This window comes from Nitratireductor sp. GZWM139 (genome assembly GCF_030068685.1).
GTDB classification, from domain to species: domain Bacteria; phylum Pseudomonadota; class Alphaproteobacteria; order Rhizobiales; family Rhizobiaceae; genus Nitratireductor; species Nitratireductor aquimarinus.
The window spans coordinates 37,652-59,005 of the sequence record NZ_JAMQML010000002.1 but is presented as its reverse complement, the minus strand read 5'-3'; the positions used below and the strand labels follow the sequence as shown (position 1 = coordinate 59,005).

The 21,354-nt window shown below is 63.6% G+C and carries 19 protein-coding genes; 9 read left to right on the top strand and 10 right to left on the bottom strand.

What is annotated here, in order from left to right:
- The first annotated feature begins 54 nt into the window (after positions 1 to 54).
- The 4 genes from NDI72_RS02630 to NDI72_RS02615 are packed head-to-tail and all read left to right on the top strand — an operon-like array spanning position 55 to position 6,892.
- Positions 55 to 1,077 carry an AAA family ATPase gene (locus NDI72_RS02630; RefSeq protein WP_283799493.1) on the top strand — a complete coding sequence of 341 codons (1,023 nt, stop codon included), beginning with the start codon at positions 55 to 57 and terminating at the stop codon, positions 1,075 to 1,077.
- A 28-nt stretch (positions 1,078 to 1,105) separates the two neighbouring features.
- Entirely contained in the window at positions 1,106 to 2,023 is a 918-nt protein-coding gene (locus NDI72_RS02625) for a DUF58 domain-containing protein (protein ID WP_283799492.1), read from the top strand.
- On the top strand, positions 2,020 to 4,830 hold the full coding sequence (locus NDI72_RS02620) for a DUF4159 domain-containing protein (protein ID WP_283799490.1): 2,811 nt from the start codon (positions 2,020 to 2,022) through the stop codon (positions 4,828 to 4,830). The genes NDI72_RS02625 and NDI72_RS02620 overlap by 4 nt, the downstream gene beginning before the upstream one ends.
- A 1-nt stretch (position 4,831) precedes the next feature.
- The gene (locus NDI72_RS02615; protein WP_283799489.1) at positions 4,832 to 6,892 is read left to right on the top strand and encodes a hypothetical protein; all 2,061 of its coding nucleotides are present in this window, start codon (positions 4,832 to 4,834) and stop codon (positions 6,890 to 6,892) included.
- A 69-nt stretch (positions 6,893 to 6,961) separates the two neighbouring features.
- On the opposite strand, the gene NDI72_RS02610 is transcribed toward NDI72_RS02615, so the two are convergent.
- On the bottom strand, positions 6,962 to 7,471 hold the full coding sequence (locus NDI72_RS02610; protein WP_206994065.1) for a GNAT family N-acetyltransferase: 510 nt from the start codon (positions 7,469 to 7,471) through the stop codon (positions 6,962 to 6,964).
- A gap of 276 nt (positions 7,472 to 7,747) precedes the next feature.
- Here NDI72_RS02610 and NDI72_RS02605 point away from each other — a divergent pair, with 276 nt between their 5' ends.
- Positions 7,748 to 8,737 (top strand): glutathione S-transferase family protein, encoded by a 990-nt coding sequence (locus NDI72_RS02605; protein ID WP_283799488.1) that lies wholly within the window; start codon positions 7,748 to 7,750, stop codon positions 8,735 to 8,737.
- Between the two features lie 88 nt (positions 8,738 to 8,825).
- On the opposite strand, the gene NDI72_RS02600 is transcribed toward NDI72_RS02605, so the two are convergent.
- A complete protein-coding gene (locus NDI72_RS02600; RefSeq protein WP_206544047.1) occupies positions 8,826 to 9,311 on the bottom strand; it encodes an NUDIX domain-containing protein in 486 nt (161 codons plus the stop codon).
- Positions 9,312 to 9,430: 119 nt separating this feature from the next.
- Between NDI72_RS02600 and NDI72_RS02595 the strand changes: the two genes are divergently transcribed.
- Positions 9,431 to 10,351 carry a metallophosphoesterase family protein gene (locus tag NDI72_RS02595; protein WP_113155843.1) on the top strand — a complete coding sequence of 307 codons (921 nt, stop codon included), beginning with the start codon at positions 9,431 to 9,433 and terminating at the stop codon, positions 10,349 to 10,351.
- A gap of 3 nt (positions 10,352 to 10,354) precedes the next feature.
- Here the strand turns inward: NDI72_RS02595 and NDI72_RS02590 are convergent, their stop codons facing one another.
- A complete protein-coding gene (locus NDI72_RS02590) occupies positions 10,355 to 10,534 on the bottom strand; it encodes a DUF3955 domain-containing protein (protein ID WP_224873383.1) in 180 nt (59 codons plus the stop codon).
- Between NDI72_RS02590 and NDI72_RS02585 the strand changes: the two genes are divergently transcribed.
- Entirely contained in the window at positions 10,463 to 10,618 is a 156-nt protein-coding gene (locus NDI72_RS02585) for a hypothetical protein (RefSeq protein ID WP_224873384.1), read from the top strand. The two genes, NDI72_RS02590 and NDI72_RS02585, sit on opposite strands and share 72 nt — an antisense overlap.
- Before the next feature lie 24 nt (positions 10,619 to 10,642).
- Here NDI72_RS02585 and NDI72_RS02580 read toward each other — a convergent pair whose 3' ends face one another.
- The 4 genes from NDI72_RS02580 to NDI72_RS02565 all read right to left on the bottom strand — a co-directional run bounded on the left by NDI72_RS02580 (position 10,643) and on the right by NDI72_RS02565 (position 14,713).
- Positions 10,643 to 11,254 (bottom strand): hypothetical protein, encoded by a 612-nt coding sequence (locus tag NDI72_RS02580; RefSeq protein ID WP_283799487.1) that lies wholly within the window; start codon positions 11,252 to 11,254, stop codon positions 10,643 to 10,645.
- A 144-nt stretch (positions 11,255 to 11,398) separates the two neighbouring features.
- Positions 11,399 to 12,175 (bottom strand): alpha/beta fold hydrolase, encoded by a 777-nt coding sequence (locus NDI72_RS02575; RefSeq protein WP_283799486.1) that lies wholly within the window; start codon positions 12,173 to 12,175, stop codon positions 11,399 to 11,401.
- Positions 12,172 to 13,911, bottom strand: coding sequence for a 2-isopropylmalate synthase (gene leuA, locus NDI72_RS02570; RefSeq protein ID WP_113155847.1), 1,740 nt, complete (start codon positions 13,909 to 13,911; stop codon positions 12,172 to 12,174). The genes NDI72_RS02575 and leuA overlap by 4 nt, the downstream gene beginning before the upstream one ends.
- 247 nt (positions 13,912 to 14,158) lie before the next feature.
- Positions 14,159 to 14,713, bottom strand: coding sequence for a winged helix-turn-helix transcriptional regulator (locus tag NDI72_RS02565; RefSeq protein ID WP_283799485.1), 555 nt, complete (start codon positions 14,711 to 14,713; stop codon positions 14,159 to 14,161).
- A gap of 228 nt (positions 14,714 to 14,941) precedes the next feature.
- On the opposite strand from NDI72_RS02565, the gene NDI72_RS02560 reads away from it, so the two are divergent.
- Entirely contained in the window at positions 14,942 to 15,610 is a 669-nt protein-coding gene (locus tag NDI72_RS02560) for a DUF899 domain-containing protein (RefSeq protein ID WP_283799484.1), read from the top strand.
- Positions 15,607 to 16,911 (top strand): serine hydrolase domain-containing protein, encoded by a 1,305-nt coding sequence (locus tag NDI72_RS02555; protein ID WP_283799483.1) that lies wholly within the window; start codon positions 15,607 to 15,609, stop codon positions 16,909 to 16,911. Before NDI72_RS02560 ends, NDI72_RS02555 begins: the two co-directional genes overlap by 4 nt.
- A 12-nt stretch (positions 16,912 to 16,923) precedes the next feature.
- On the opposite strand, the gene NDI72_RS02550 is transcribed toward NDI72_RS02555, so the two are convergent.
- The 3 genes from NDI72_RS02550 to NDI72_RS02540 all read right to left on the bottom strand — a co-directional run bounded on the left by NDI72_RS02550 (position 16,924) and on the right by NDI72_RS02540 (position 21,266).
- On the bottom strand, positions 16,924 to 18,015 hold the full coding sequence (locus NDI72_RS02550) for an AbrB family transcriptional regulator (protein WP_206994059.1): 1,092 nt from the start codon (positions 18,013 to 18,015) through the stop codon (positions 16,924 to 16,926).
- Positions 18,016 to 18,124: 109 nt separating this feature from the next.
- Positions 18,125 to 19,006, bottom strand: coding sequence for a cation diffusion facilitator family transporter (locus NDI72_RS02545; RefSeq protein WP_113155852.1), 882 nt, complete (start codon positions 19,004 to 19,006; stop codon positions 18,125 to 18,127).
- Between the two features lie 70 nt (positions 19,007 to 19,076).
- Positions 19,077 to 21,266: an anthranilate synthase gene (locus NDI72_RS02540; protein WP_283799481.1), complete on the bottom strand. Its 2,190-nt coding sequence runs from the start codon at positions 21,264 to 21,266 to the stop codon at positions 19,077 to 19,079.
- Between the last annotated feature and the right edge of the window lie 88 nt (positions 21,267 to 21,354).

The window sequence follows — 21,354 nt, the reverse complement described above, 5'->3', positions numbered from 1 at the left end:
CCGTTCCTCCCGCCCCGCACCATACCCGCGGGCCTCAACAAGGATCGAGACGGCATGAGCATTGTTTCCAAGAACGAAGTCCCCGGCGAAAAGCCCATGAGCGACAAGGAGATGATCGCCGAGGCCGAACGCGCGCTTGCGGACATCGCCCGGGTGCGCGATGGCGTCGGACAGGTGATCTTCGGCCAGGAAGCGGTGGTGGAGCGCACGCTGGTGGCGCTGCTGGCCGGCGGCCATGCGCTTCTCGTCGGCGTTCCGGGACTGGCCAAGACCAAGCTGGTGGAAACGCTGGGCGTCGTGCTCGGCCTTGATGCGCGACGCATCCAGTTCACGCCGGACCTCATGCCCTCCGACATTCTGGGCTCGGAAGTGATGGAGCAGGATGAGAAGGGCAAGCGCTCCTTCCGCTTTCTCCCCGGTCCGATCTTCTCGCAGCTTCTGATGGCCGACGAGATCAACCGCGCCAGCCCGCGCACCCAGTCGGCCCTTCTCCAGTCGATGCAGGAATATCACGTCACCGTTGCCGGCCACCGGCACGACCTGCCCGCGCCCTTCCATGTGCTCGCGACGCAGAACCCGCTGGAGCAGGAAGGCACCTATCCGCTGCCGGAAGCGCAGCTCGACCGCTTTCTGATGCAGGTGGACATTCTCTATCCCGAACTCGAAGCCGAGCGCCGCATCCTTCTGGAAACCACCGGTGTGGGCGAGGCGGAAGCCGCCAATGTGCTGACCGCCGAGCGGCTGAAGGAAGTCCAGATGCTGATCCGCCGCATGCCGGTGCCCGAAAGCGTGGTCGACGCCATTCTCCAGCTCGTGCGCACGGCAAGGCCGGGCGTTGGCAATCCCGACACCGACCGCCATGTGGCGTGGGGTCCCGGCCCGCGCGCCAGCCAGGCGCTGACCCTGTGCGCCCGCGCCCGCGCGCTCTATGATGGCCGGCTCGCGCCCTCGGTGGACGATGTGCGCGCACTTGCCGAACCCGTTCTCCAGCACCGCATGGCGCTCACTTTCGCGGCCCGTGCAGAAGGCATGACCGTGCGCGACGTGATCCGGCGTCTTGTGAAAACGCTCGACTAATGGGCGGCCTGCCCCAGATAGGATCTTGATGGCAAAGATCGGCGAAGTCTCCACACCGGTTGCATCGAACGATGCGCTGGTTCGCGCTCGCGCGCGAGCCGCGCTGATGCCTGACCTGCTGGTGGACGCCCGGCGCGTGGCCAACAATGTGATCGCCGGTTGGCATGGCCGCCGCAAGCGCGGCATTGGCGAGAATTTCTGGCAGTTCCGGCCCTATGTGGATGGCGAGGCCATCTCGCGCATCGACTGGCGGCGTTCGGCGCGCGACGATCATCTTTATGTCCGCGACCGCGAGTGGGAGGCTGCCCACACGGTGTGGCTCTGGGCCGACCCGTCGCCGTCCATGCTCTTCAAATCCTCGCTTGCGCCAACCGCCAAGGAATCGCGCGCGCTGGTCCTCACCCTTGCGCTGGCCGAGCTCCTGTCACGCAGTGGCGAACGCATTGCCTGGCCGGGTGTCACCGACCCGTTTTCCGCCCGCAACGGCGCGGAGCGGCTGGCGACGCAGCTCATGCATGCCCCGAGCCTTCCCGCGCGACCAGACCTCCTGCAGGTGCGCCGCTTCTCAGATGTGGTGCTGGCGAGTGATTTCCTCGATCCGGTGGAAGAAACCATCGCCTGGCTCGACCAGCTGGCGGGCCGTGGCGCACGCGCCCATCTGATCGAGATTGCCGACCCGGCGGAGGAAAGCTTCCCCTATTCCGGCCGCACCGAGTTTGCCGACCCGGAAACAGGCGACAAGCTGACGGCAGGCCGCGCCGAAACGCTGGCCGACGATTATCGCCGGCTTTATCTCGCGCGGCGCGAAGAACTTACCGGCTGGTGCAAGCGGCTTGGCTGGAGCTATACCGTGCACCACACGGACCGGCCCGCCGCACAGGCGCTTGTCACGGTCCACAACGCCATGAGCGTCGACGCAGGCTTCGGCATGGAGGGCGGGCTTTGAACTGGCTTTCCCTCTCGTTCGCACAACCGTTTCTGCTGTGGGGCCTGATCGCCCTGCCGGTGATCTGGTGGCTCTTACGTCTCACCCCGCCGCGCCCGCAGACCGAAACATTTCCGCCCCTGAAAATTCTGGCCCGCGTGGCAAAGCGGGAGGAGACGCCCCACAAAAGTCCGTGGTGGCTGACGCTGCTCAGACTGCTGCTTGCCGCGCTGGTGATCCTGGCGCTTGCCGATCCGGTGCTGAACCCGCGCGAGAAGGCGGCCGGCGACGGCGCTGCGCTCGCCATCGTGCTCGACAATGGCTGGGCTTCCGCGCCCGACTGGGATGAACGCGTGGCCACCGCCGCACGCCTGATCGAAGATGCCCGCGCCAATGAACAGCCGGTCGTTCTGGCGCTCACGGCTGAAGAACAGAACCAGGAGATCGGCCCCTTCGACGCCGACACCGCGCTTGAACGGCTGAACGCCGCGCAGCCCCGCCCCGTGCCGGGCAACCGGCCTGCAATCTATGGCCGGGTGGCAGGCGCGCTGGAAGACTTTCCGGGTGCGGCCATTGCGGTGCTCTCCGACGGGCTCGCGGCGACGGGCGATGAGGCGGCGTTCGGCGAACTGTTCGCCAGCGCACCGGGCGAAGTTCTCTGGGCATCGCCCGAGCGGCTCGGCCTTCTCGCAGCAACGGATGCGCAGAACACGGCGGAAGCCTTCGAAGTGACGGCGACACGCGCTGCAGGCGACACCGGGCCACGTCAGGCGGTTGCCTTTGCGAGCGACGACAGGGGCCGGCGCATCGCCGAAACCACGATCACGTTCGGCGTCGGCGAAACCCGCGCCGTGGGCGCGATGCGCCTGCCGTTTGAGCTGCGCAACGATTTCGTTTCCGTGGGGCTTGAGGGTGAAAACCAGGCCGCCGCCCTTCGGGTTCTCGATGAAAACAGCAAGCGCCGGCGGATCGGCCTGATCTCCCAGAGTGAGGCGGATCAGGCGCAGCCGCTCCTTTCGCCGCTCTACTATATCGAGCGCGCGCTCTCGCCCTTTGCCGACCTGTTGCAGCCCTCAAGCGCGGAACTGACGGAAGCGCTGCCGGAGCTTCTGGAGCAGAACCCGGCCGTGATCGTCATGGCCGATGTGGGCACGCTTCCCGCATCATCCCGTCAGGCGCTGATCGACTGGGTCAACGCCGGCGGCACGCTGGTGCGTTTTGCCGGCCCAAGGCTCGCCGCAGCCGAGAATGACGAAGACCTGCTGCCGGTGCGGCTGAGGCTGGGGGAACGCTCACTGGGCGGCGCGCTCTCCTGGACCGAGCCGCAGCCCGTGGCGGAGTTCCCGCCCAATGGCCCCTTCTCCGATCTCGCCCCGCCCCGCGACGTAACGGTGAACCGGCAGGTTCTCGCCGAACCTTCGCCCGACATCGTGGAACGCAGCTGGGCCAATCTGGCCGACGGCACACCGCTGGTAACCGGCATTGCGCGCGGCGAAGGGCAGATCGTGCTCTTTCACGTCACGCCGGAGGCCACATGGTCGAACCTGCCGATTTCCGGCAGTTTCGTGGAAATGTTGCGCCGGATCGTCCAGTTCTCGCGCAATCAGGGCACCCTCAATGAGCCGGGCGCCGAAGGCGGACGGGCACTTGCCCCCTACCGCATGATTTCCGCCGACGGACGCCTCGTCCCGCCATCGGGCGATGCCGAACCGCTTGCCGCAGGCGCAACCGCCGTCACGCTCAAGAACCCGCCCGGTCTCTATGGCAGCGAAGAAGGCGTCGTGGCGCACAATCTGCTCGCACCCGATGCGGAACTCACCCCGATCACCCGCCCGGAGGCCCCTGCCCCGATGACCGCGATCAGCTATGGCTTCGATGAGCAGCAGCCGCTGAAGGGGCCGCTCTTTGCCGCCGCCCTCGCACTGCTTGCGCTCGATACGCTGGCCGTTCTGTGGCTTGGCGGACGACTGCGCCGCAAACCGCAACTGGCCAGGGGCGCGGCCGCCATGCTCGCCATGGGACTGGCGCTTGCAATCATGTCGCCGGATACAGCCCGCGCGCAGGACGAGCGCACCGGCGAGGCCGACGCCATCGCCGCCATCTCGCAGACACGCATTGCCTATGTGCTGACCGGGCTTTCCTCGCTCGACGCCACGAGCCGCGCAGGCCTTCAGGGGCTTTCCACCTTCCTCGCCGCCAAGACCGCGCTCGAACCCGGGGAGCCGGCAGGCGTCGACATCGCAACCGACGAGCTCTCCTTCTACCCGCTCATCTACTGGCCCATCGATCCCGACGCACCGATGCCCGGCGAAGAAGCGATCGCCCGCATCGACGCCTACATGCAGTCGGGCGGCACGGTGCTGTTCGACACGCGAGACCAGTATTCCACCGGCTTTGGCTCGGATGCGGTGACGCCAGCAACGCAGCGCCTGCGCGACATCCTTTCCGGTCTCAACGTTCCGCCGCTGGAACCGGTGCCGGAAGATCACGTGCTGACCAAGGCCTTCTTCATCCTGCCGGAGTTTCCCGGCCGCTATCGCGGAAGCCCGCTCTGGGTGGAAGCCTCGTTCAACGCCCCCTCACGCACCGACCGCCCGGTGCGGGTGGGCGACGGGGTGACGCCGATCATGATCACCGGCAACGATCTGGCCGGAGCCTGGGCGCTCGACGCCAATGGCGAGCCGCTTCTGCCGACCGTGCCCAACGATCCGCTGCAGCGCCTTTATGCCTACCGCGCGGGCGTGAACATCATGATGTACATGCTCACCGGCAACTACAAATCGGACCAGGTGCATGTGCCGGTCCTGCTTGAACGACTGGGGCAGTAGCATGAACTGGTCGCTCAGTTTCGAACCCTTCTTCTCCTGGCCTGTGCTGGCCGCCCTTCTCGCGCCCGTCGCGCTTCTGGCGCTTGCCGGTCTGTGGACCCGGCAGCGCGGGGCGTGGCTGCGGCTTGCAGCCCTTGCCGCACTGGGTGCAGCACTTGCAAATCCCGTCCTGCTCGATGAGGAACGCGAACCGCTCAAGAGCATCGTGGCCGTGGTGGTGGACGAAAGCCACAGCCAGACCACCATCGACGGTCGCAGCGAGATGACCGACCAGGCCGCTGCCGAACTGGAAGCGCGGCTGACGCGTTTCAAGGAATTCGAAACCCGCGTGGTGCGCACGGGCCGCGCGTCTTCAGCAACGGAAAACGCACAGACACATCTCTTCGAGGCGCTGGACGGCGCGCTGCGCGACGTGCCGCCCTCCCGCGTGGGCGGGGCGGTGCTGATCACCGACGGGCAGGTGCACGACATTCCCGAAAATGCGGCAGCCCTTGGTGCGCCGGTTCATGGGCTGATCACCGGCGAAGCGGACGAAATGGACCGCCGCATCCGTTTCGAACGCGCGCCGCGCTTCGGCATTGTCGGCAAACCGCTGGAGATGACCTACCGGGTGATCGCCACGGACGAGCAGCGCGGACCGGTGGAAGTGCGCGTCATCATCAATGGCGAGGAACTGTTCATCGAAGACGCCCTGATCGGCCGCGAAACGCGGCTCGAGATCGACGTGCCGAGCGCCGGGCGCAACATCATCGAACTCGCCATCGACCCCGTTGAGGGCGAGCTGACCGACGTGAACAACCGTGCGGTCGCGCTGGTCGATGGCATTCGCGAGAACCTGCGGGTTCTGCTGGTTTCGGGAGAGCCGCATTCGGGCGAACGCACCTGGCGCAACCTTCTGAAATCCGACGCTTCCGTGGATCTGGTTCACTTCACCATTCTGCGTCCGCCGGAAAAGCAGGACGGAACGCCCATCAACGAATTGTCGCTGATCGCTTTTCCCACCCGCGAGCTCTTCGTGGAGAAGATCGACGATTTCGATCTCATCATCTTCGACCGCTACCAGCACCGCGACGTGCTGCCGATCCTCTATTACGACTACATCGCCGAATATGTGGAGAATGGCGGCGCGCTTCTGATCGCGGCAGGACCGGAATTCGCCGGCAACCAGTCCATCGCGCGCACCCCGCTCATCTCCGCTCTGCCGGGTCTGCCAACCGGCGACGTGCTCGAACAGGGGTTTTACCCGCGCCTGACCGAAACCGGCGAACGCCATCCGGTCACACGCGGCCTTGAGGGCTCGGCATCCGAACCGCCGGAATGGAGCCGCTGGTTCCGTCTGATCGGCATCGACCGGCCTGACGGTCAGGTGGTGATGCAGGGCGCGAACGACCAGCCGCTTCTCATCCTCAACCGCAAGGGCGAAGGCCGCGTCGGCATGTTTCTGTCCGATCAGGGCTGGCTGTGGGCACGCGGGTTCGAAGGCGGCGGCCCGCATGTGGCGCTTTATCGGCGCATCGCCCATTGGCTGATGAAGGAACCGGAGCTGGAAGAGGAGCGCCTTTCAGCGGCAGGTCGCGGCATGCGGCTCGAGATCACCCGCCAGACGATGGAGGAATGCGCGCCGCCCGCCGAGATCACCACGCCGTCCGGCAATCTGCTTTCCGCAGAGCTTGGCCCGGCTGGCCCCGGCCGCTTCTCCACCAGTCTGGAAACCAACGAGATCGGCATCTACAGCATCGCCAATGGCGAGCTGACGACGCTCGCCCATGTCGGCCCGGTCAACGCACCGGAATTCGGCGACATGGTTTCGACGCTGGAGAAGCTCACGCCGGCAGCAGATGCAACGGGAGGCTCAGTGCGCCGGATTGCCGATGGCAATCTGCCCAACATCGTTCCCGTCCGCCGCACCGGCACCGCTTCGGGCAATGACTGGATCGGATTCAGAACAACGGATGACAGCGTGCTGAAGGCCGTGCGCCGGGTGCCCGTCTTCACCGGTCTTCTGGCGCTCGCCCTCCTGCTCTTTGCCTTCGGGGCGATGTGGTATCGCGAGGGACGCTGAGGGAAGCGGCTTCCCGCCCTCGTGGTTCGACAGGGGCGGAGCGATTTTCCGCAGTTTTTCTGGACTGCGCTATCGCGCCAGCGCCGCGTGGGTGACATCACCCTGAAGGCGGGCGACCGCGCCTTCCTGCAATTCCACCGCCAGAAGCCGGTTTGGATCAACCGGGCGCGGCATCTCGATCTGGCCATAGGGGATTTTCTCAAACCCCAGCGGCCCGTAGTAAGGCGCATCTCCCACGAGCACGACAGCGCCCGCTCCGGCCTCACGCGCGGCCTCGATGGCGATGTGCACCAGCTTGCGGCCAATGCCGATGCTCTTGAAGGCAGGCCGCACGGCCAGCGGCCCGAGCAGAAGCGCCCTGCCCTCGCCGGCGGCGATCCACGTCATCCGCACCGAGGCGATCACCACATCCTGATGAATGGCGACAAAAGAGAGCGCACGATCATGCAGGCCGCCTTCGCGGATCTTGTAGGCCGCGCGGGTGAAGCGGCCGGGGCCGAAGGCTTCTTCGTTGATGAGTTCGATTTCAGCGTCGTGGGCCGGCTGTTCCGGCAGGTAATGAATTTCGGCAGAAGCCATGATCGTCTAGTCCGGTGGTCTCGAAAGGTGGAAGCGGCCATAGGCCCGCCCGCCCCATGCCAGGGGCCTTTAGTCCTTTCGTCGTCGCTCCACCAGAAACAGGATCATGTCGTGCGTTTTCCTCGCTGAATGGTTTTCCCGCTACCAGCAATTCCCTGCCTCGTCCACTGGAACTTTACCGCGGAACCAAAATTGTTGACGCAGTGTTTACAACCAGAACGGTTGGGTTCACCCCGGCAATAACCTACATGCGGCTGGAACAAAGGAGTTTCGAGAATGGGTTTGCTCGTTGACGGTGTCTGGCGCGATCAGTGGTACGACACTTCCAAGACCGGCGGCCGCTTCGAGCGGTCCAAATCGCAGTTCAGGGATTTCGTCACAAAGGACGGCGCACCGGCTGAAGGCCGCGAGCGCGGCTTCAGGGCCGAACCCGGGCGCTACCACCTCTACGTATCGCTCGCCTGCCCGTGGGCGCACCGCACGCTCATCTTCCGCAAGCTGAAGAAGCTGGAAGACGTGATCTCCGTTTCGGTCGTCCATCACTTCATGGGTGAAAATGGCTGGACCTTCCTCAGGGAAGACGGTGCGACGGGCGACGACCTCTACGGTTTCGACTTCATGCACCAGATCTACACCAAGGCCGACCCGGATTATTCCGGTCGCGTCACCGTGCCGGTGCTGTGGGACAAGAAGACGGAAACCATCGTCTCCAACGAGTCGGCGGAGATCATCCGCATGCTGAACGAAGCGTTCGATGAGTGGGGCGACGCCTCGCTGGATTTCTATCCGGAAGACCTGCGCGCCGAGATCGACGCCACCAATGATCTTGTCTACGACAACATCAACAACGGTGTTTACAAGGCCGGTTTCGCCACCACGCAGGCCGCCTATGAAGAGGCGTTCAAAGCGCTCTTCGATACGCTGGATCAGGTGGAGGACCGCCTCTCACGCCAGCGCTACCTCACCGGCTCACAGCTGACGGAAGCCGACTGGCGGCTGTTCACCACGCTGGTGCGGTTCGACCCGGTCTATGTCGGTCACTTCAAATGCAACCTGCGCCGGATCGACGACTATCCGAACCTGTCGAACTATCTGCGCGAACTCTATCAGGCGCCGGGTGTGGCCGAGACCGTCGACATGCTGCACATCAAGGCCCACTACTACGGCAGCCACAAGACCATCAATCCGACCGGCGTGGTGCCGCTCGGACCGGAACTCAATCTGGACGCACCGCACAATCGCGGTGAATGGGCAAAGGCCGCCTGAGTTTTTCATCCTCTAAGGAACGTGCGCCAACGCCAAAGCCCCCTTCTCCCCGCATGCGGGGAGAAGGACGAACACCAGTCACGCCGCGCTACCACTCGTCGGAAACGGGTGCGTTGTCGAAAATCTCCGCGATGCGGCGGCGGGTGCCGTCGCTGGTGCCATCCGGCAGCGCGTCCAGCGGGAAGAAACGCGCCTCGGCAATCTCACGGTCAGGCACATGCGGATGCGTCTGACGAAAGCCGGTGATGAGATAGACCGCCACATGGTCACGATTGCTGGCCATGCGGTTGAAATGAAACGACCGCAGAACCGGCCGTTCGAGGATCTCGATATTGCCTTCCTCGACAAGCTCGCGCGAAAGCGCCGCCTCGGTGCTCTCGCCCGGCTCCACACCGCCACCGGGAAAGTGCCAGCCCTTCACATAGGTGTGCCGCACGAGGAAGACCGCATGGTTTTCCGCGTCATAGACCACACCGCGCATGCCCAGTGTCATGGGCCTGCTCAACCGCAGCCAGAAATGAAAAAGACGGGCGCTGAGCGCCGCCTTTCGGGGCGGTGAAGCGGGTGCGTTCATCGGTTGCCCCCGGATCGGCCTTCGACAGAGAAGCGGCCAGACCGAAAACCGGATGACACTTTTCGCTCCGGTGCTCTGGCGGGCTGGTCAGCGCGGTTTGCGTGTTCTACACACGAAACATGTTTCGCCTTGCGCATTTTTCCGACATCCATCTGGGGCCTCTCCCCGCTGTTACCTATCGTGAGCTCGCTTCCAAGCGCATCACCGGCTACATCAACTGGCGGCGCAATCGAAGGCTCAATCTCGACCACGGCCTGATCGACCGCATCACCGACGACATGCTCGAAGCCGCGCCCGACCACATTGCGCTTACGGGCGATCTGGTCAACCTCGCGCTCGACAAGGAAATCGAGATGGCGCGGCTCTGGCTGGAGAGCCTCGGACCTGCGGACAGGGTCTCGGTGGTGCCGGGCAATCATGACGCCTATGTGCCGGGCGCGCTTGCGCGCTGCTGCCGCGCCTGGGCCGCCTACATGACCGGCGACGACGGGACACCCCCAAAAGGCAAAGACGCGTTCCCCTATCTGCGGGTGCGCGACCAGGTCGCCATCATCGGCGTTTCCTCGGCCCGCGCAACCGCGCCCTTCATGGCGTCGGGCCATTTCTCGAAAGCGCAGGCCAAGCGGCTGGCGAAGATGCTCGACGCCACCCGGGAGGCCGGGCTGTTCCGGGTCGTGATGATCCATCATCCCCCCGTGCGTGGCGCGACCAATGCGAGCAAGCGCCTTTACGGCATCGGCCGGTTCCAGAAACTGATCCGCAAGCATGGCGCGGAACTCATTCTGCACGGCCACACACACAAGCCGACCGTCCACCGCATCGACGGGCCAAGCGGAGCTTCCGTGCCGGTCGTCGGCGTCGCTGCAGCCGGCCAGTCCCATGGCAGCGCCAAACCGCCCGGTCACTACAATCTCTTCGAAATCGACGGAAAGCCGGGCGCGTGGGAGATCCGCTTTTCCCGCCGCGGCGTGACCGATGGCAATGGCACGATAGGCGAGGTTTCGGGCGCGCTCCTTACCGGAGACGTGCAGGCCGGCTGAGGATCAGGAGGCGCGCACGCACCGCCATGCAGCAATGCCAAGGCCGAATGTGCCGCTCGCCGCGCCAAGGGCCACGGACAGGGAACCGAGCGCAATCAGCGCAAACGGCTCATGCAGAAAACCTTCGGCATCAACACTGCTGCCAATCCAATTGGCTGCAAACAGACAAGCGCCACCGGCCACAACCAGAAAAACGGCGCAAAAGAACAGAAACTTCATCAAAATCGCTCGCAAACAGGTCCCTTCATCACGCAGGAAACCACATAAAGCGGGCGAGACTTTGATTTCTCCTCAGAAGCGGGAGAAGAACGCATCCAGTTCGGGGAAGCGGTCCCACATGGCGACGACAACCGTGGCGACACCGACAATGCCGCCCAGGATGACGAAGGCAACCCCGCTGAAGAAGCTGCTCCAGGCGCTCCTGTAGAGCGTTGGAGCAACAGTTTCCTGCTCCTGTGTATCGCCGCGCGGCAGCGGCTCCACATCACCTTCCACGGCCCGCTGACGCTCCACAAGGCGCTCGGCAATGTAGCGCGTTACCTGATTGGCGACGGGAGCGATCTCCGCGCTTTCGGCAAGCACCACGCGGCCAAGACGTGTATCGCGGACAAACCGATAGGTGCGGCGGTCACGGCCCATCGCCACATGGGCAACGGCATCGATCCACAGCCGGGGCTGCTCACCGGAAGAGATGGCGAAATCAAAGGTCGGATCGTCCGCCGGAACATCGTCGAAAACGGGCTGGAGTTCCTGCGCCAGAAGCTCAAGCCGCGTGCGGCTCGCCTCACGCATCTCCACGACCACATCCGTTCTGTCGGCAGCCGCATTCTTCATCTCGCGCATTGCATCGGAAAGCCGGCGCACATTGGTAACCGAAACTGCGGACTGACCAGCCTCACTCATGGGCGGTACTCCTGACGACAAGGAAGCGTTAACCCATCGTTAACATGGCTAAAACAGAAAATCATCACGTTTTGTTCCGCCCCTGAAAGCGGCGTAAACAAGACGAGTTTAAGAAAAACACGAGGGGAAAGCCGAACATCCGGATCAGACTGCGCCAATGCTTTCAGCGATGATGCGCGCAATCTCGGCCGGAGCCTCCTCGGGCAGCATGTGGCCAAGCCCCGGCAACCGATGCACGATGAAGCTCCCCGGCAACCCGTCGGCTTGATGCGGCGGCAGCACCGCATCGCGCGAACCCCACGCCACGTGAACGGGCATGGCAAGCGCCTCCAGCATGGCGCGCGGGAAGGCTCCCTGCTCCCCATTGCGCACGATGAGAGAACTGATCTCGATGAGCTTCTCGCCTTGCCCCGGAACAGAATTGAGTTCAACCGCAGCGTCCACGACGCCGCTCTCAACCTGCGCCTGCGCTCCGAACATTGCCTGAACGGCAGCGGTGATTTCATCGTCAGTGCGTGCATGGGCGCGCGCCGTCATCAGGTCTCCGGCAATCTCCGGGCCAAACCCACCCGGCGCAATCAGCGCCAGTGAGGCGACGGACTGGGGCGCAAGATGGGCGGCAAGAACGGCGACCGCTCCGCCGAAGGAGTGGCCGGCCAAGTGATATCGGGCAATGCCCCGCGCAGCGAGATCGTCGACAACCATCTGCGCCACGGACTTGGCCTTGCCTGCGCCCGGCAGGTCAAGGGAACGGGCGTGGCCCGGCAGATCATAAGCGATGATGCGAAGGCCCTTGGGAAGCGCGTTGGGCAGCGCCTTGCGCACACCCTCCCAGACCCGGTGGCTGCCGGCAAAGCCATGCAGCAGAACGAGGGCGCATTCGCCCTCGCCCATATCGTCAGCGTAAAGCGCGCCCGTCAACCGATGATCCGGTTGGCCGCCGAAACCACCGCTTCGAGCGACGCCGCGACGATGTTGGTGTTCACGCCCACGCCAAACAGTTTGCCGCCCGGATGCTGGACTTCCATGTAGCAGATGGCCGCCGCATTGGAGCCCTGTTGCATGGAATGCTCGGAATAGTCGATGACCGACATGTCCACGCCGAGATGCTTGGAGAGCGCGTCAATGAAACCATCGACCGGGCCGGTGCCCACGCCCTTGATCACGGTTTCCTTGCCGCCATCGGTGATCGTCGCCTCGACAATGCGCTGTCCCTTGACCGAAGTGTCGGGGAAGGTCTGGTGATCGACAAATTTGATGCGCGCGTCCGGCTGGTCGACATAGAGCTCCATGAAGCGCTCATAGATCTGCTTGACCGGCAGTTCCTTGCCTTCACGGTCGGTAATGTCCTGAATGTCGCCACGGAACTCGACCTGCAGATTGCGCGGCAGGTTCAGGCCGTAATCGGCCTGCAGAACATAGGCGATGCCGCCCTTACCCGACTGCGAGTTGATGCGGATGATCGCCTCGTAGGAGCGGCCAACATCCTGCGGATCGATGGGCAGGTAAGGCACTTCCCACAGCGGCTTGTTGGCCGTCTTGATGGCCTTCATGCCCTTGTTGATCGCGTCCTGATGCGAGCCGGAGAAGGCGGTGTAGACCAACTCGCCGACATAGGGGTGACGCTCGGGAATGACCAGCTGGTTGCAGTATTCGTAGACATCCTTCATGCGGTTGATGTCCGTGCAGTCCAGCTCGGGATCGACGCCTTGCGTGTACATGTTCAGCGCCAGCGTCACGACATCCACATTGCCGGTGCGCTCGCCATTGCCGAACAGCGTGCCCTCGACGCGATCCGCGCCGGCCATCAGGCCCAGCTCCGTGGCGGCAATGCCCGTGCCACGGTCATTGTGCGGGTGCAGCGAAATCAGCAGACTGTCGCGCCGGTCGAGATTGCGGCACATCCATTCGATCTGGTCGGCATAGATGTTCGGCGTCGACATTTCGACGGTCGACGGCAGATTGACGATCAGCTTGTTGTCGGGCGTCGGATCAATGATCTCGATGACAGCGTTACAGATCTCCAGAGCCACATCCAGCTCGGTGCCGGTAAAGCTCTCCGGCGAATACTGGAAGCGGTATCCACCGCCGGCCTTGGCGGCCATGTCCATGACCATCTTGGCGGCGTCCGTGGCGATCTGCTTGATGCCGGCAACATCCTTGCCGAACACGACACGGCGCTGCAACTCACTGGTGGAGTTGTAGAAATGGACAATCGGGTGCTTCGCGCCCTGCAACGCCTCGAAGGTGCGCGTGATCAGTTCGGGACGGCACTGCACCAGCACCTGCAGCGAAACATCGTCCGGCACGCCGGCTTCCTCGATGCACCAGCGGGCGAAGTCGAAATCGGTCTGCGAGGCGGATGGAAAGCCCACCTCGATTTCCTTGAAGCCCATGTCCACCAGCAGCTTGAACATGCGCGCCTTGCGGTCATGCCCCATCGGGTCGACCAAGGCCTGATTGCCGTCACGCAGATCGACGGAGCACCAGATCGGAGCCTTTTCAATGCGCCTGGAGGGCCAGGTACGGTCTGCGAGGTCGATCTGCGGATAGGGCTGATATTTGATCGAAGCATCCGCCATGCCCTTGCGGCCCTGTGCGGTTGCTTCACCCTGTACTCGGTTTTCTGCCATGTCAGTCATTGTATGCGCGTCCATTCCATTTTCTCCCGGCACCGGTTGCGTGCGCTCGGCACGGCGGGCCTGTCAACAACAAATCGCGGTTTTGGAGAAAGAGCTGATGCCAGGCGGCGACATCGATCGCCGGGCGCTCCTTCAACGGACCCGGCGATCGCCGATAAGGCCAAGAAGAAGGAGGCTGGAAAATAGCGCGCGAACGGTCTCGCCGACGAAAGCGGCGCGACTGGACAAGATATCTGTCTGACGCGTGATCATGGGAGCTTCATTAAACGACGCCGGCGCGGCTTGCAAGTGCGGTGGACGCCTTGCGCGCCAGCACCTCTTCATAAGCCGCCTGCAAACGCATGCGCACCCCCGGTTCGCCGGCATTTTGCGCGGAAGCCAAGCCCAGATGCATTTCGCGCAATTCCTCCATGAACGCATCCCAAAGCGATGGCCCGCCTTCCGCCAAAAGCTTCGCGCGGATCGACAGCTCCTCGCTCACCGGCAGCCATTTGCTGCCCCACGCGCCAATCATGGCGAAGACCGGAACCAGTTCGATGCCCTTCTCGGTCAGGCTGTAAATCGACTTCTGCTTGTGGCTCGGATCATCCGCCTTCGAGACAAGGCCCTCCGCCAGAAGCCTGCGCAGCCTGTCGGCGAGAATGTTGGAGGCAATCCCCTCCTCCGAACCGGTCAGCAGTTCGCGGAAATGGCGGCGGTCGCCGAACATCATGTCGCGCAACACGATCAGGCTCCATTTGTCACCCAGCACCTCAAGCGTGAGGTTGATGGGGCAGCCCGAGCGATGCGGTGCGGCGGTCTTCCGGGTCTCGTTCAATCTGCCCTCCAGAATCTGATTGCAAGATGCCACCGGGTTGACTCATTCGCAACCAGTTGCAAAACTTAATCAGTATTTGAACATCGGCAGGGAATGGCAGCCCGGAGGAAAATCGCCCCGGATTTTCTGCCACCGCATGTCGGATCGGAGGAACCCGTCTGCGTCTTATCCCTGACTGCGAGCGCGATACCGCGCTCGAACATGCAAGGAAGCGAGGAGGAAACCACAATGACCGCCCCAGAAATCGCATCCCGGGAAGACTGGCAGAAAGCGCGCGCAGCGCTGCTTGAAAAGGAAAAGGCGCTCACCCGCGCCCATAATGCCCTGGCTGCCGAGCGGCGTCGCCTGCCATGGGTCCGTGTCGATAAGGACTATGCCTTCAAAAGCCCGGAAGGCACGCTGACGCTCAACGATCTGTTCGAGGGACGCCGCCAGCTGATTGTCTATCACCACATGCTCAGGCCGGCTGATCCTTCGCCATGCGCCGGCTGCTGCATGTTCGTCGACAATCTCGGCCACGCCGCCCATCTGAACGCCCGCGACACGACACTGGCGCTGGTCTCCAGCGCTCCAGTTGGCGAGATCGAAGCCTTTCGCAGGCGCATGGGCTGGCCGCAGCGCTGGTATTCCGTGGAAGACTCGACCTTCAACGAGGATTTCGGCGTTACCGGCGGCTTCGGCCTCAACGTCTTCATCCACGAAGGCGACACGGTGTTTCACACCTATTTCACCAGCGGGCGCGGTGTCGAGGCGCTGGGCAGCAACTGGACATTTCTCGACCTCACGCCCCTCGGACGTCAGGAAAGCTGGGAAGACGCGCCCGAAGGCATCTCCCAGACGGCACCCTATCAATGGTGGCGGCTGCACGATGAATATGATGCGGAGACGACGGGATGACCGAAGCCCCCTCGCTTTCCCGCCGCCGCCTGATGACCGGTGGTGCGGCACTGGCCTTTTCTTCCGCCATCAGCAACAGGGCGACCGCCATGAACACGCTTTCCCCAAAGGCACTGGAAACGCTGAAAGACACCATGGAAGCGCATGTCGCCGAAGGCCGCATGGCCGGCGCGACATGGCTGATCCATCACGATGGTGTGGATCATGTCGGCACTGCCGGCACGTTTGCGCTGAACGGCAAAGGCGCACCCATGGCCCGCGACACGATCTTCCGCGTTGCCTCGATCACGAAGCCGGTCACGGCGGCGCTGGCGATGATGCTGGTGGAGGACGGCGTGCTGACGCTTGATGGTCCCGTCGATGACCTCTTGCCGGAGCTTGCCGACCGCCGGGTTCTGAAACGCCTTGATGGACCACTGGATGACACGGTTCCCGCAAACGGCCCCGTGACGCTGCGCCAGCTCCTGACCATGACCTTCGGGCTTGGCGCGATCATGGTGTTTCCGGACGCATACCCGATCCAGAAAGCCATGCGCGAAGCCGGCATCGCGCCGAGCTGGGTGCTGCCGAAAATGTCTTCCGACGACTACATGGAGAAGCTGGGAGCCCTGCCGCTGGCAGCGCACCCCGGCGAGGATTTCTTCTACAACAACGGGCTCGATGTGGCCGGCATCCTGATCGAGCGTGCAACGGGGCAGCGGCTCGGCGCTGTCATGCGCGAGCGCCTGCTCGATCCGCTTGGCATGAAGGACACCGGTTTTCATGTCCCCGCAGAAAAGCAGGACCGGCTGCCGAACCAGTATGGCCCGGATTTTACCATTGGAGGAGCGGAGCTTATCGTCTTCGGGCCGGAACAGGGCGTGGACTTCACCAATCCGCCGCCCATGGATTCCGGCGCAGGCGGTCTGGTAACGACGGTGGATGATTACGCCGCCTTCTGCCGCATGATGCTTCATGGCGGGACGCTGGACGGCAGACGCTATCTGAAGGCCGAGACGGTGGCCGAAATGACGCGCGATCAACTGACGCCCGGGCAAAAGACGGCCCCGCACGCGACGATGTTCATGGATGAAGGCGGTGCAGGATGGGGGCTTGGCATGTCCGTCGGCCTAAGGAGAACGCGTCCCTGGCTCACACCGGGCAGTTTCGGATGGAATGGCGGGTTCGGCACCACCGCCTATACCGATCCGCAGAACGGGCTGGTGGGCGTGTTCTTGAGCCAGAACATGATGACATCGCCCGAGCCACCCCGGACCTATATGGATTTCTGGACACAGGCCCGTCAGGCCATTGCTGCCTGACGGTGCGGCGCCCTAACCACCGGCCCAGCGCGCCACCATACGGCTGATGGGCGGACCGGCCAGAAGCACAAAGAGAAAACGCGCCATCTGCACAGCCATGATGAAGGACAGATTGACGTTCTGCGAAGCGGCAGCCGCGATGATGGCGACCGAATCCATGCCACCGGGGCTCGTCGCCAGATAGGCGGTCAGCGGGTCGATGCCCCATTCCACATGCAGGAACCAGGCGAGCGCGCCGCAGAAGGCCATCAGCGCCACGATCGATATCACCACCTGCGGCAGCGCCTTGAAGGCGGTGCGCAGAAGCGCCCGGTCGAATTTCAGGCCGATGGTCCAGCCGACCATCATGTAAGCGCCGCCCATCAGCCATGGCGGAAGCTCCAGCGTCAGCCCGCCGCCCAGATGCACCACCGCACCGGCCAGCATGCCTCCGAGAAAGAACGGTGCAGGCAGGCGCACCAATCGCCCGAACGCCCCGCCCACCATGGCGGTTGCCAGCGTGATGGCAAAGGCATTGAAGTCGATGGACGGGAACCAGACGGTCGCGGGAACCTCAACGCCTGACGTGTCCACCCACAGTCTGGCAATGACGGCCGCAGCCACGGTGACGAAGATCACCCGGAGATACTGCATGAAGGCCACAAGCCGCGCATCCGCGCCAAACGCGCCGGCCATCAGCACCATCGCCGTGGCCGCACCGGGCGCGGAGCCCCAGACCGCCGTGGTGCCGGGCAGGATCTTCCAGCGGCTGACGATAAAACCCAGAAAGCTGCTCGCCCCCACCGTCGCCACGACGGCAATCAGAAGGATCGGCCAGATATCAACGAAGGAAGCGAGAATGGCCGGCTCCAGCGAACCACCGATCAGAAGCCCGACCAGCGTCTGCGCGGCGGCGAAAACCAGCCCCGGAACGCGAATGCCCGCGCCGAGCGCGCCCGTCGTCACCGCCGCCAGCATCGGCCCGATGAGCAGCGCCGCCGGCATGGTTCCATAGAGCATCACGCCGGCAAGGGCTGCCGTGAGGCACACCAGAAAGAGCCACTGCAGAGCAGGCGTCAGCCGGGTAAGAGGGCCCTGGAAAGTTGCCTGCGGTGCGGTGTCCATCAAACCATGCGTCCTGAATTCTTGCCATCACGGCATACAGGATTGCCGGGCTCAGGGAAATGAGCCAGACGCGGACACGCGGATGGCCGCCCCATTTACCCCTTTGGGATCAGGCGAATTTCGCCTTGTGCGCGGGCTCCACATGGATGGTGACTTCAGCGCCCGGCTGCGATTTTTCAAGCGCGCCCTCGATGCGGTCACAAATGTGGTGCGCGACCTCGACCGTCATGTCGGACGGCACGACGAGATGGAACTCGATAAAGCGGGCGCGGCCTGCCTCGCGGGTTTTCAGGTCGTGAAATTCGAGCGCACCGACACTGTTTTCTTCGACGACCCGGTGAATTTCGGCCAGTTCCTCGGGCTCGACAGACACATCCATGAGCCCCTGCACGGAATCCCCCACCAGATGCCAGCCGTGCCACAGAATGTTGACTGCAACGATCAGCGCCATCACCGGATCGAGCCACAGCCACCCGGTCACCACCGCCAGAACCAGACCGAAGATGACACCCGCCGAGGTGACAACGTCCGTCCACAGATGCTTGCCATCGGCAACCATGGCCGGCGACCGCGCCTTGCGCCCGGTCGAAATGAGGAGCCACGCCCAGAGACCGTTGCCCACCGCTGCCAGCGCATTCACCAGAAGGCCGGCCACCGGCGCTTCCAGCGCACGCGGCGCAAACAGTGCGGTCCATGCCTCGTGGATGATCAGAAGCGCTGCAACAACGATCAGAACGCCTTCGAGAACGGCGGAGAAATACTCCGCCTTGTGATGACCGAAGGGGTGATTGTCGTCTGCGGGGCGGTGCGCGATGCGCAGCGCATACCAGGCGACGAAGGAGGCCACCACATTGACCACCGATTCCATCGCGTCGGAAAACAGCGCCACGGAATCGGTCAGCCACCACGCCGACAGTTTCAGCCCGAAAATGCCGAACGCCACCACGATGGACCATAGGGCAATACGCTGAAGATCACCGTTGGACGGCATGGTGGTTCCTTTCAATCGACATCCTGCCCCACCGGGCAGGACCTTCACAGGGCATTACATGCCGAATGTGTCAGGCTGCTTTCACCCGCGCCTTTCGCGGCAGATGCGCCACCACATTCTCGATCATGCGCATGCCGGCATTCTGTCCGAGCGTCATGATCGATTCGGGATGGAATTGCACGGCTGCAACCGGCTCATCCTCATGTTCGATGCCCATCACGACACCGTCATCCGTTTCGGCCGTGATCGTGAAGCTGGCTGGCAGACGCGCCGGATCGGCAAAGATCGAGTGATAACGCCCGACTGTCACTTCCGCAGGCAGGCCCGAGAAGACCAGGCTGTTGCCGCTGACGCGGATGCGCGAAGGCTTGCCATGCATCGGCTCGGCAAGCTGTCGCAGCTCGCCGCCATAGGCTTCCACCAGTGCCTGCAGGCCAAGACAGACGCCAAAGACCGGCAGTTCGCGCGCACGGCATTTGGCAATGGTGGCGCTGCAGTTGAAATCTTCCGGCCGTCCCGGCCCCGGCGAGAGCACGACCAGATCCGGCTCCACCCGGTCGAACACATCATCGGCAACGGGCGAGCGCACCGTCACCACATCCGCGCCCGTCTGGCGGAAATAGTTGGCGAGCGTATGCACGAAGGAGTCCTCGTGATCGACAAGCAGGATCTTCACGCCCTCACCGACACGGGCGGTCGTGCGCATCTCGTTTTCCATATTGGTCTTCCCGGCATCGCGGATCGCCGACAGCATTGCCGACGCCTTGAGTTCCGTTTCGGCCTCTTCCTCCTGCGGATCGGAATCGAACAGAAGCGTGGCCCCTGCCCGCACCTCCGCCACACCATCCTTGATGCGGATCGTGCGCAGCGTCAGGCCGGTGTTCATGTCGCCATTGAAATGCACCATGCCGATGGCCCCGCCATACCAGGCGCGCGGGCTCTTCTCGTTTTCCTCGATGAAGCGCATCGCCCACAGTTTCGGCGCGCCGGTCACGGTCACGGCCCAGGCATGGCTCAGAAACGCATCGAACGCATCCATGCCCTCGCGCAGCCTGCCCTCAATGTGATCGACCGTGTGGATGAGGCGTGAATACATCTCGATCTGACGGCGACCGATGACACGCACCGAACCCGGCTCGCAGACACGGCTCTTGTCGTTGCGGTCGACATCCGAACACATGGTCAGTTCGGACTCGTCCTTCTTGGAGTTCAGAAGCTTGATGATCTGTTCGGCATCGGCGATGGCGTCATCGCCACGCTTGATGGTGCCGGAGATCGGGCAGGTCTCGACCCGCCGGCCATTGACCCGAACGAACATCTCCGGCGATGCGCCGATCAGAAATTCCTGCTCCCCCAAATTGATGAAGAAGGAATAGGGCGACGGGTTGATCTGCTTCAGCCGGCGCGAAATCTCGGACGGACGGCGCTCGACGCGCTCCATGAACATCTGGCCGGGCACCACCTCGAAAAGGTCGCCACGATGGAAGCTGTGCTTGGCCTTCTCGACAAGACGCGCATATTCGCCGGGCGTGTGATCGCCACGCGGTGGCGCTTCCGCTGCTGGTTTGAATGTCTCGCGCGCGCCCTCACGCGGCAGGCCTTCAGTCGAAAACCCTTCGCCCGCATAGTCGTAGCGATCATGCCAGGCCTTTGCCGCATGATGGTCGACCACGAGAATTTCGTCCGGCAGGTAAAGCACCAGATCGCGCTGGCTCTCCGGCCGGTTCAGGGTCTGCTTGATCGGGTCGAACTGGAAGGCGAGGTCATAGCCAAACGCGCCATAAAGGCCGAGATTGGAATCCTGATCGGAATGGAAGAGTGCGGTAATCGCACGCAGGACGGTGAAAACCGTCGGCGCGCGCGAACGCTCTTCCTCGGAAAACACGCGGTCAGGCTCGGCCACCGTCAGGGCAAGGCGCGTCTCGTCACGCTCGCGCACCGTCACCGTATCCAGTGCGGCAACCACATCGGCGATGATCGGCAGCAGCGCCTTGCCGCGCGCGTTCAGCGCCTCGATCTTCATCGCGCGCCCACGCGCCGAGATCACCAGCGGCGGGTCGATGATGGCCGTATCCCAGCGCGTGTAGCGGCCCGGATATTCGTAATTCGAGGAAAAGACCGCGCCACGGCGCTCGTCCAGCGCATCGATATAGGCATCGATGGCGCCCGCATAGGCGGTCTCCACACGGCTTCGCGTGATGGTGACGCCGCCCGCCGTCGCAAAACGCTCGGCGCCATTTTCCAGAACTTCCAGGCTCATCATATGCTCCCTTTTTCAGGCATCGCCGGGAAGCGCAGACAAAAATGGCCGCCCGGTTTTCACCTGCGGCCATGGTCTTTCTTTACGC

Excerpts from the sequence above, each read along its gene's own strand:
- NDI72_RS02615 (WP_283799489.1), top strand. The coding sequence starts at position 4,832 with ATGAACTGGTCGCTCAGTTTCGAACCCTTCTTCTCCTGGCCTGTGCTG.
- NDI72_RS02610 (WP_206994065.1), bottom strand. The coding sequence starts at position 7,471 with ATGGCTTCTGCCGAAATTCATTACCTGCCGGAACAGCCGGCCCACGAC.
- NDI72_RS02545 (WP_113155852.1), bottom strand. The coding sequence starts at position 19,006 with ATGCCGTCCAACGGTGATCTTCAGCGTATTGCCCTATGGTCCATCGTG.
- NDI72_RS02555 (WP_283799483.1), top strand. The coding sequence starts at position 15,607 with ATGACCGAAGCCCCCTCGCTTTCCCGCCGCCGCCTGATGACCGGTGGT.
- NDI72_RS02630 (WP_283799493.1), top strand. The coding sequence starts at position 55 with ATGAGCATTGTTTCCAAGAACGAAGTCCCCGGCGAAAAGCCCATGAGC.
- NDI72_RS02560 (WP_283799484.1), top strand. The coding sequence starts at position 14,942 with ATGACCGCCCCAGAAATCGCATCCCGGGAAGACTGGCAGAAAGCGCGC.
- NDI72_RS02595 (WP_113155843.1), top strand. The coding sequence starts at position 9,431 with ATGTTTCGCCTTGCGCATTTTTCCGACATCCATCTGGGGCCTCTCCCC.
- NDI72_RS02600 (WP_206544047.1), bottom strand. The coding sequence starts at position 9,311 with ATGAACGCACCCGCTTCACCGCCCCGAAAGGCGGCGCTCAGCGCCCGT.
- NDI72_RS02585 (WP_224873384.1), top strand. The coding sequence starts at position 10,463 with ATGCAGAAAACCTTCGGCATCAACACTGCTGCCAATCCAATTGGCTGC.
- NDI72_RS02580 (WP_283799487.1), bottom strand. The coding sequence starts at position 11,254 with ATGAGTGAGGCTGGTCAGTCCGCAGTTTCGGTTACCAATGTGCGCCGG.
- NDI72_RS02550 (WP_206994059.1), bottom strand. The coding sequence starts at position 18,015 with ATGGACACCGCACCGCAGGCAACTTTCCAGGGCCCTCTTACCCGGCTG.
- leuA (WP_113155847.1), bottom strand. The coding sequence starts at position 13,911 with ATGGACGCGCATACAATGACTGACATGGCAGAAAACCGAGTACAGGGT.
- NDI72_RS02625 (WP_283799492.1), top strand. The coding sequence starts at position 1,106 with ATGGCAAAGATCGGCGAAGTCTCCACACCGGTTGCATCGAACGATGCG.
- NDI72_RS02540 (WP_283799481.1), bottom strand. The coding sequence starts at position 21,266 with ATGAGCCTGGAAGTTCTGGAAAATGGCGCCGAGCGTTTTGCGACGGCG.
- NDI72_RS02605 (WP_283799488.1), top strand. The coding sequence starts at position 7,748 with ATGGGTTTGCTCGTTGACGGTGTCTGGCGCGATCAGTGGTACGACACT.